The sequence below is a fragment of the Microbacterium sp. genome, from assembly GCF_039812165.1.
In the GTDB taxonomy this organism is placed as follows: domain Bacteria; phylum Actinomycetota; class Actinomycetes; order Actinomycetales; family Microbacteriaceae; genus Microbacterium.
Genome location: NZ_JBDIAB010000134.1, coordinates 1 through 8,340 on the forward strand (window position 1 = coordinate 1; position 8,340 = coordinate 8,340).

Sequence of the window (8,340 nt, forward strand, 5' to 3'; positions counted from 1 at the left end):
GGCGCGCCGGGCTCGGCGCCGTCGGCGTCGGTCCCGGTGCCGACGGGGGCAGACCCGGTCTCGTCCGCGGTCGGTCCGGCGGCCTCCGGCCACGCGTCCGCCACCGCGCGGAACGGCACGCCGTCGAGGTCGGCGAGGCCGTACGCGACGACCGCGTCGCGCGCGACGCCCGCCGGGATCGCGGTGCCGGTCGCGAGGGCGGCGGCCACGGCATCCGCTTCGGCACGGGTCAGTGCCGCGAGGCCGCGCAGCAGCGCCGGGGGCTCGAGCAGCGCTTCGGCGGCGTCGAAGAAGTCCGCCCAGGACGCAGTCGGCGACACGCCGCGCACGTCGAAGAGACGCGCGAGGGCGTCGTCGTCCGATGCCGCGAGCCGGCCGGCGAAACCGCGCGCATCGGAGGCTGCCATGTCAGCGCCCGCCGTTGGCCCGTGCCCTTCGCACGAAGGTCATGATGAGCACCGTCGCCAGCAGGACGAACGCGACGATCGGCGCGATGTAGACCGTCGTGCCCACCGCGGGCCACAGGCCGCGCGCGAAGTCGTCGTGCTGCATGCCTGTCGCGGTGCCGATGATGATCGCGAGGAAGCACCCGATCGCCAGGACCAGCAGTCCGAGCGACATGAAGGCGAGGATGCGGTCGATCCGGCGGACCGGGACGTCCTCGCCGTGGTTGCGCGTGCTCATCCGCATCAGCCTACTGCGTCGCAGGCGTGCCGTAGGCTTGAGGGGAGGGGTCGGATCGACCTCCGTGTCCACTCGCCCGCGTCGCGGGCCGTCTCAGCGAGGTATCGATGCCCACCGGCAAGGTCAGGTTCTACGACGACGAGAAGGGGTTCGGCTTCATCACGACGGATGAGGGCCAGGACGTCTTCCTGCACGCCACGGCCCTCCCGGCGGGAACGACGTCCCTCAAGTCCGGCACGCGGCTCGACTTCGGCGTCGCCGACGGCAAGCGCGGCCTCCAGGCGCTCGCGGTGCGCGTCCTGGACGCGCCGGTGAGCCTCGCCAAGCGCAACCGCAAGCCCGCCGACGACATGGCGATCATCGTCGAAGACCTCGTCGGCCTTCTCGACGGCATCGGCGCCGACCTGCGCCGCGGCCGTTACCCCAGCGGCGCGCACGGCAAGAAGGTCGCGGCCGTGCTGCGCAAGGTGGCCGATGAGCTCGACGCTTGAGTCGGCCGACGAGCGCCTGCTGAACGCGCACGACCTCGCGCGCGCCGCGCTGCTCGAGATCACCCCCGAGAGCACGATCGGCGAGCCGGTCGGCCACACCATCGAAGAGGGCGGCGTCGTCTCGCTGCGGTTCCGCAACCATCTGTCCGGCTATCCGGGCTGGCTGTGGACCGTGAGCGTCGCCGTGGTCGACGACGCCGAGCCCACCGTGCTCGAGGTCGAGCTGCTGCCGGGCGAGGGTGCGCTCGTCGCTCCGGAGTGGGTGCCGTGGGCGGTGCGCCTGGCCGAGTACCAGGCCGCGCAGGCGGCCCTGGCCGAGGCGGGCGAGCTCGACGAGATCGTCGACGAGGAGGACATCGACGACGCCGAGGTGAGCGACCTGGACGACCTCGATGCCGTCGACTTCGACGAGGACGGCTCGTCGCTGCTGCACTCCGGCGACGTCGACGGCGTCGACATCGACGAGCTCGACGTGGATGCCGCGGCCGACCTCGACGAGGCGGACGAGGCCGGCGAGGAGCTGGACGAGGACGAACCCGGCGACGAGGGCGACGACTCCGCCGAGGACGACGACTCCGCCGAGGACGACGAGTCGGACGACGTCGATCTCGACCTCGAGGACGCCGGGCGCGAGGACTGAACGCCTCCCGCCGGGTCCGGCGGACGGCATCCCCCCGAGGCCTTACAGGCGCTCGACGGTGTAGTCGATGCAGCGGATGAGCTGACGGACGTCGTCGGGGTCGATCGAGACGAACGTCGCGATGCGCAGCTGGTTGCGGCCGAGCTTGCGGTACGGCTCGGTGTCGACGATCCCGTTCACGCGCAGGCTGCGCGCGACGGCGGCCGCGTCGACCGCGTCGTCGAAGTCGACCGTCACGACGACCGCCGAGCGGTCGGCGGGGTCGGCGACGAAGGGCGTCGCGAACTCGGACGCCTCCGCCCACTCGTACAGCGCCGACGACGACTCGGCCGTGCGTCCGCTCGCCCACTGGAGCCCGCCGTTCGCGTTGATCCACTCCAGCTGCTTGTCAAGCAGGTAGAGCGTGCCGAGGGCGGGGGTGTTCAGCGTCTGGTTCAGGCGCGAGTTGTCGACCGCGTCCTTGAGGCTCAGGAACGCGGGGATGTAGCGGCCGGACGCCGCGATCCGCTCGATCCGCTCGATCGCCGCGGGGGAGACGGCAGCGAACCACAGGCCGCCGTCGGAGCCGAGGTTCTTCTGCGGGGCGAAGTAGTACACGTCGCACTGCGAGATGCGCACGTCGAGGCCGCCGGCCGCGCTGGTCGCGTCGATCACCGTGAGGGCGCCGTCGTCGCCGCGGACCCGCTCCACCGGTGCGGACACGCCCGTGGAGGTCTCGTTCTGCGGCCACGCGTAGACGTCCACGCCCTCGACGGGCTCCGCGACCGAGCGGGTGCCGGCGTCGGCGGAGCGCACGTCGGGCGCCTGCAGCCACGGGGCGCTCGCCGCGGTGGCGAACTTCCCGCCGAACTCGCCGAACACGAGGTTCTGCGCGCGGTTCTCGATGAGGCCGAAGGCCGCGGCATCCCAGAACGCGGTCGACCCGCCGTTGCCGAGGACGATCTCGTAGCCGGCGGGCAGACCCAGCAGGTCGGCCAGCCCGGCCCGCACCTGCCCGACGAGCGCGCGCACCGGCGACTGACGGTGCGACGTGCCCAGGAGCACCGACCCGGGGCCGGCGAGGGCGCTCAGCTGCTCGGCGCGCACCTTGGCCGGTCCGCATCCGAACCTCCCGTCGGCAGGCAGGATCTCACGGGGAAGGGATACGTGGGCCATGCCCCCGATTCTAGATCGAGCGTCCGTCGCATCCCGACGTGACCGGACGGGAGCGCGGCCGTCGCGGCCCGCCTCGGGTCGGCCGCTACGCCCGCGGACGACGGCTGCCGACGGTCCCGGTGGCGAGCAGCGCGCGGGCGAGTCGCACCGCGCCGTGCACGGGGTCCTCGTCCAGGACACGGACGTCCGTGATGGCGCGGGCGGCCAGGCGCTGCCGAACGCGCTCCTGGAGCAGCGGCTGGTGCACCGCCTGGCCGCCCGCGAGCACGATCGGCCCGACGACGCCGATCCGGTCCGCGACTCTGGCCGCCATGTCGGCGAGCGCGTCGGCCGCGGCGGACACGATCGCGGAGCTCGCCGGATCCTGGTCGGCGGCCAGCTCGAACACGACCCGACCCCGGCTCGCCCAGTAGCGGCGCTCGGGCTGGGCGTAGAAGTGGTCGAGCAGTCCCTCGGGTCCCTGCAGCCCGCAGTCCGCCGCGAGCTGCTGGGAGAGGAGGTCGGCGGGCTCGCCGAGGTCGACCCGCTCCAGCGCGTGCCGCACGGCCATGCGCGTCACCCAGTAGCCGCTGCCCTCGTCGCCGAGGAGATAGCCCCACCCTCCGACGCGGGTCACCTCGCCGCCGGGGTTGCGGCCCCAGGCCACCGAGCCCGTGCCCGAGATCACCGCCACTCCGCTGTCCACCTCGGCGGCTGCGAGCAGGAGCTCGGAGTCGTGCACGACCCGCACCGGCACGCCCGGGGCGTGGAGCGACAGCAGGCCGCGGAACCGCTCTGCGCCGGTGTCGCTGTCGGCGCCCGCGACACCGGCGCAGATCGCGCCGATGCCGACGGGGCCGAGCCGGCCGAAGACGGCGGCGAGCTGACGGGAGGCCTCTTCGAGACCGACCGATGCGGGGTTCGCGCTTCCGGCGAGGACATCGGCCAGCACCGCGTCGCCGTCCGCGAGGATCGCGTGGGTCTTCGAGCCGCCGATGTCCAGTCCGAGGACCAGGTCGCTCATCCGGCGGCCTTGTCGGTCGCGGTGCGCGTGGCGTCGTCCTCCGCCGGCCACCTGCCGCCGTTCTCCCAGTAGAGGCGGATGTCGTCGAGCGGCCGTCCCTTGGTCTCGGGAGCGAACTTCAGGACGAAGAGGAACGCGAGCACCGCGAACCCGGCGAGCACCGCGAACGTGCCGCCGCCGCCGAAGACGTGCAGCATCGGCAGGAAGGCGACGCCGATGATGTAGTTGGCCACGAGGTCGGAGGTGAGCATCGTGCTGGACCCCAGACCGCGGAGGTGCGACGGGAACGTCTCGCCCGCGTAGACCCACACGAGCGCGCCGAAGCCGAACGTGAATCCGACGTTGAAGAGCACGAGACCGAGGAAGCCGAGGAGCACGAAGCCGCCGGAGAGCGAGATCTTCGTCGGGTCGGTCTGACCCGCGGCGCCCACGCCGAACGTGTAGACCATGAGGGCTCCGGCGGCGATCATGATGCCGATGCCGGTGAGCAGCACGGGCCGGCGGCCCATCCGGTCGACGAGGCCCATCGAGACGAACACCGCGATGAGGCCGGCGACCTGGACGAGGGCTGGCAGGCCGAAGATCGCCATGTGGTCGCCGTCGGCGAAGCCCATCGCCTTGATGATCTGCGGGCTGTAGTAGACGATCGCGTTGATGCCGGTGATCTGGACGAAGAAGCCGAGGACGACGACGAAGAAGGTCGCGCGGGCGTAGGGCTTGCGGAGCATCTCCTTGACGCCGGCCAGGGGCGAGCGGCGCGTGGCGTGCGCGGTGGCGAGATCCTGCTCCATGCTCTCGAGCTCCGCGTGCGGGTCGACGAACGGGTCGATCTGGGCCAGGACCGCGGCGGCCTCGGTGCGGCGGCCTCGCATCATGTACCAGCGCGGGGTGTCGGGCACCTTCAGCAGCAGCAGCGTGATGACGACGCCGGGGATCGCCGCGGCGCCGAGCATGAGCCGCCAGTTGCCGGTGGGCGCCAGCGCCCAGGCGACCAGGTAGCCGAAGATGATGCCGGTGACGGTCGCGACCTGGTACATGACCAGGAGGGCGCCGCGGATCTTCGTGGGGGAGGACTCGGCGACGAACATCGGCACGACGACGATCGAGACGCCGATGGCGATGCCCAGGAGCACGCGGGCGATCGCGAGCGACGGCACGTCCCAGGCGAGGCCCGAGGCCAGGGAGAACAGCGAGAAGGCCGCGGCGACGATGACCATCACGCGCTGGCGGCCGAGGCGGTTCGCCAGCGCGCCTCCGGCGAGGGCGCCGGCGATCTCGCCGAAGATCACGTACGAGGTGAGCAGGCCCTTCTCCGTCTCGGAGGCGATGCCGAAGTCCTTCGAGATGAAGTCCAGGGCCCCGCCGATGTTCGACGAGTCGTAGCCGTAGATGATGCCGACCGTCGCCGCGGCGACGGCGACGAGGATCGCCAGTCGGGACGACTGGCGGATGTCTTTGAGGATTCCCACGTCCTACCCTTCGTGTCGTGTGTCAGGATCGATCGGAACTAAAGGTCTAGACCAATCGGTGGGCTAAGATTGGCATAGACCAATCAGGTTCGTCAAGTCGAAGGGTGGGACCGCATGAAGGTTCCGAAGTACTACCGGCAGAAGGTCCGCATCCTCGAGCTCATCGAGGGGGAGCGGCCGGGGACGATGCTGCCCACGGAGCGCGAGCTCGCCGACCGCTTCGACACGTCGCGCACGACCGTGCGGCAGGCCCTCGCCGAGCTCGTCGCCGAGGGGCGCCTCGATCGCGTGCAGGGCCGCGGCACCTTCGTGGCGGAGCCGAAGATCGTGCACGTGCGCCAGCTCACCTCGTTCAGCGAGGACCTCGCGGGGCTCCCGACCGACAGTGTCGTGCTGGATCTCCGTGTGGAGCCTGCGAACCCGGAGGTCGCCGCACGGCTGGGGGTGGATGCCGGGGAGCCGGTGTACCGGCTCGAGCGCGTCCGGCGCGCGGGCTCCGAGCCGCTCGCGCACGAGACCGCCTACGTCCCCGGCTCCCTGCCCGATCTGGAACGCGAGTTCACCCGCCGCGGGTCGCTCTACGAGACGCTCCGCGACGCGTACGGCCAGCGCGTCGTCGGCGCCGACGACGAGGTCGAGACCGCGCTCGCCTCGCCGGCCGAAGCGGAGATCCTCGGCACCGAGGTCGGGCTGCCCCTCCTCGTGATCCGTCGCACGGCGTGGAATCGCGACGGCACGGTCATGGAGTGGACCCGCTCGGTCTTCCGCGGCGACAGGTTCCGCTTCCACGCCCGCATCGGAGAGGTGCCGGCGCGCGTGTGAAGGCCGGAGACGACCGGGGGCGGCCCGTCGGGCGCCTCCGGCCTGCCGCCCATTGACTAGGCTGGTCTCAGAGACTTTTCCGGGGCTGAGGGGCGACATGACCGACCTGATCGACACGACCGAGATGTACCTGCGCACCATCCTCGAGCTCGAGGAGGAGGACATCGTCCCCCTGCGCGCGCGGATCTCCGAGCGCCTCGGTCACTCCGGCCCCACCGTCTCGCAGACGATCGGCCGCATGGAGCGCGACGGCCTCGTCGTCGTCTCGGAGGACCGCACGCTCGAGCTCACCGAGAAGGGCCGTCAGAAGGCGATCGACGTGATGCGCAAGCACCGTCTCGCCGAGCGGCTGCTGAGCGACGTCATCGGGCTCGACTGGGCGTACGTGCACGACGAGGCCTGCCGCTGGGAGCACGTGATGAGCGAGCTCGTCGAGCGCCGGCTCATCGAGCTGCTCGACCACCCCACCGAGTCTCCGTACGGCAACCCGATCCCCGGCCTCGACCAGCTCGGCGACCTGCCGACGAACACGTTCGACGAGGGCGTCGTCGGGCTCGTGCGGCGCCTCAACCAGGCCGGCGGACCCATCACCGGCACGGTGCGCCGCCTCGCCGAGCCCGTGCAGGTCGACCCCGAGCTGCTCGAGCAGCTGCGCGTCGCGGGCGTCGTCCCGGGAGCCAGCGGGCAGTACCGGTTCAGCGAGGGCTACGTCCTGGTGCAGATGGACGGCAACGACGAGGGGCTCGAACTGCCCATCGAGGTCGCGTCGCACATCTTCCTCGTCGACAAGGACGACCGGGTCTGAGGACCCGCGCCGAGTCTGAGCATCACCTGAACGTACCGGCCTCGACGTGACACGGTCGTGACCTTCCGCTAGCCTCTGAAAGGTCCACCGGCGAGAAGCCCGCCCCGGACCGCCGCGCGTACTGCCTCTCCGGCTCGTCGTTCGCGCTGTGACACCCGTACATCATGTGCCTGACACTGAGTGCCGACGAGCCAGCGTCATTCGGCGCGGAGGCGCCGGAGGATAGCTTGGCTGAACAGTTCGACTCGTCGATCGACGTATCCGAGACCGATTCGACGGGCAACGCCGTCGCGCGCCGTACGCGCGCCTCGCTCCGCCGTTTCGGAGCGAAGACGCCCGCCGTCCGCGAGACCGCGCTGAGCACGACGAGCGCCCCCGCGCCGCGTCGCACCGCATCCACGGTCCACCCCGTGCGGCGCATCGTGACGGTCACCGCCGTGGCCGGCCTGGTCGCCACCGTCGCGATCCCCGCGTTCGCCGCCGTCGGCAACTCGGCCGAGGCCGTCACGCTGCAGCAGGTCGCCGCATCCGACGCGCAGTCGCTCGTCGTGGCCTCCGAGGCGCAGCCCGACACGCTCGTCCGCGGCGGCTACACCGCCACGACCCCCGACGAGATCGCCGCCAAGAAGGCCGAGGAGGCCGCCAAGGCCGCCCTCGCGGCCCGTCTGGCTGCCGGTGGCGAAGCGGCCGCGTTCGGCGGCGAGATCCCGCTCGTGCTGCCCGGATCGGGCATCGTGCGTCGCCCGCTGCCGTACTACGACCACCCGGGCGAGCCCTACGCGGGCCACAAGGGCTTCGACTACATGGTCGCCCGCGGCACCCCGATCTACGCGATCGCCGACGGCGTCGTCGTGGCCTCGAGCGAGGACGGCCCCGGCTGGGGCGTCTACGTCAAGATCGCGCACAACATCGGCGGCCAGGACGTCACGACGCTCTACGCGCACATGCTCTACGGCTCGCGCCGCGTGTCGGTGGGCGACACCGTCTCGGCGGGTCAGCTGATCGGTCAGGTCAGCGACACCGGCCGCGCCTACGGCACGCACCTGCACCTCGAGGTCGTCGTCAACGGCACCTACGTCAACGGCGAGAGCTGGCTGCAGGCCAACGCGGGCTGATCCGGATGCCGCGGATCGCGGCATCCGTCGCCTTCAGTCGGTGATCGGCGCGGCGAGTGCCTCGGATGCGCCGGCGTCCGCGACCGTCCGCAGCGCCCGCTCGAGGACCTGGAGGTCTTCGACCGTCTCGACCGAGACGACGCGTCCCCACGACAG

9 protein-coding genes and 1 pseudogene are annotated in these 8,340 nt (G+C 71.7%); 5 read left to right on the forward strand and 5 right to left on the reverse strand.

The genetic code is table 11. From position 1 onward, the window contains the following. Both WML84_RS10585 and WML84_RS10590 read right to left on the reverse strand, forming a co-directional pair. A pseudogene (locus tag WML84_RS10585) lies at positions 1-407 on the reverse strand (hypothetical protein); the annotation flags it as partial. A gap of 1 nt (position 408) precedes the next feature. Then, on the reverse strand, positions 409-684 hold the full coding sequence (locus tag WML84_RS10590) for a multidrug ABC transporter ATPase (protein ID WP_347346110.1): 276 nt from the start codon (positions 682-684) through the stop codon (positions 409-411). A gap of 107 nt (positions 685-791) precedes the next feature. Between WML84_RS10590 and WML84_RS10595 the strand changes: the two genes are divergently transcribed. Both WML84_RS10595 and WML84_RS10600 read left to right on the forward strand, forming a co-directional pair. Further along, positions 792-1,175 (forward strand): cold shock domain-containing protein, encoded by a 384-nt coding sequence (locus WML84_RS10595; RefSeq protein WP_347346111.1) that lies wholly within the window; start codon positions 792-794, stop codon positions 1,173-1,175. After that, the gene (locus WML84_RS10600; RefSeq protein WP_347346112.1) at positions 1,159-1,815 is read left to right on the forward strand and encodes a DUF3027 domain-containing protein; all 657 of its coding nucleotides are present in this window, start codon (positions 1,159-1,161) and stop codon (positions 1,813-1,815) included. The genes WML84_RS10595 and WML84_RS10600 overlap by 17 nt, the downstream gene beginning before the upstream one ends. Positions 1,816-1,857: 42 nt before the next feature. Here WML84_RS10600 and serC read toward each other — a convergent pair whose 3' ends face one another. From serC to WML84_RS10615, 3 genes are all read right to left on the reverse strand, one after another. After that, a complete protein-coding gene (serC, locus tag WML84_RS10605) occupies positions 1,858-2,970 on the reverse strand; it encodes a phosphoserine transaminase (protein WP_347346113.1) in 1,113 nt (370 codons plus the stop codon). Positions 2,971-3,055: 85 nt separating this feature from the next. Continuing rightward, positions 3,056-3,973, reverse strand: a complete 918-nt coding sequence (locus WML84_RS10610) for a BadF/BadG/BcrA/BcrD ATPase family protein (protein ID WP_347346114.1) — start codon at positions 3,971-3,973, stop codon at positions 3,056-3,058. Continuing rightward, the gene (locus tag WML84_RS10615) at positions 3,970-5,442 is read right to left on the reverse strand and encodes a sugar porter family MFS transporter (RefSeq protein ID WP_347346115.1); all 1,473 of its coding nucleotides are present in this window, start codon (positions 5,440-5,442) and stop codon (positions 3,970-3,972) included. The genes WML84_RS10610 and WML84_RS10615 overlap by 4 nt, the downstream gene beginning before the upstream one ends. Positions 5,443-5,556: 114 nt before the next feature. Here WML84_RS10615 and WML84_RS10620 point away from each other — a divergent pair, with 114 nt between their 5' ends. The 3 genes from WML84_RS10620 (at position 5,557) to WML84_RS10630 (ending at position 8,184) form a co-directional block, all read left to right on the forward strand. After that, complete coding sequence (locus tag WML84_RS10620) at positions 5,557-6,264, forward strand: GntR family transcriptional regulator (protein ID WP_347346116.1); 708 nt, start codon at positions 5,557-5,559, stop codon at positions 6,262-6,264. 97 nt (positions 6,265-6,361) lie between these two features. Continuing rightward, positions 6,362-7,069: a metal-dependent transcriptional regulator gene (locus tag WML84_RS10625; protein ID WP_347346117.1), complete on the forward strand. Its 708-nt coding sequence runs from the start codon at positions 6,362-6,364 to the stop codon at positions 7,067-7,069. 227 nt (positions 7,070-7,296) lie between these two features. Next, complete coding sequence (locus tag WML84_RS10630; RefSeq protein ID WP_347346118.1) at positions 7,297-8,184, forward strand: M23 family metallopeptidase; 888 nt, start codon at positions 7,297-7,299, stop codon at positions 8,182-8,184. The last annotated feature ends 156 nt before the right edge of the window (positions 8,185-8,340 follow it).

What these genes read in the sequence shown, in the direction of transcription:
- WML84_RS10620 (WP_347346116.1), top strand. Translation starts at nt 5,557, where the DNA reads ATGAAGGTTCCGAAGTACTACCGGCAGAAGGTCCGCATCCTCGAGCTC.
- serC (WP_347346113.1), bottom strand. Translation starts at nt 2,970, where the DNA reads ATGGCCCACGTATCCCTTCCCCGTGAGATCCTGCCTGCCGACGGGAGG.
- WML84_RS10610 (WP_347346114.1), bottom strand. Translation starts at nt 3,973, where the DNA reads ATGAGCGACCTGGTCCTCGGACTGGACATCGGCGGCTCGAAGACCCAC.
- WML84_RS10600 (WP_347346112.1), top strand. Translation starts at nt 1,159, where the DNA reads ATGAGCTCGACGCTTGAGTCGGCCGACGAGCGCCTGCTGAACGCGCAC.
- WML84_RS10595 (WP_347346111.1), top strand. Translation starts at nt 792, where the DNA reads ATGCCCACCGGCAAGGTCAGGTTCTACGACGACGAGAAGGGGTTCGGC.
- WML84_RS10590 (WP_347346110.1), bottom strand. Translation starts at nt 684, where the DNA reads ATGAGCACGCGCAACCACGGCGAGGACGTCCCGGTCCGCCGGATCGAC.
- WML84_RS10625 (WP_347346117.1), top strand. Translation starts at nt 6,362, where the DNA reads ATGACCGACCTGATCGACACGACCGAGATGTACCTGCGCACCATCCTC.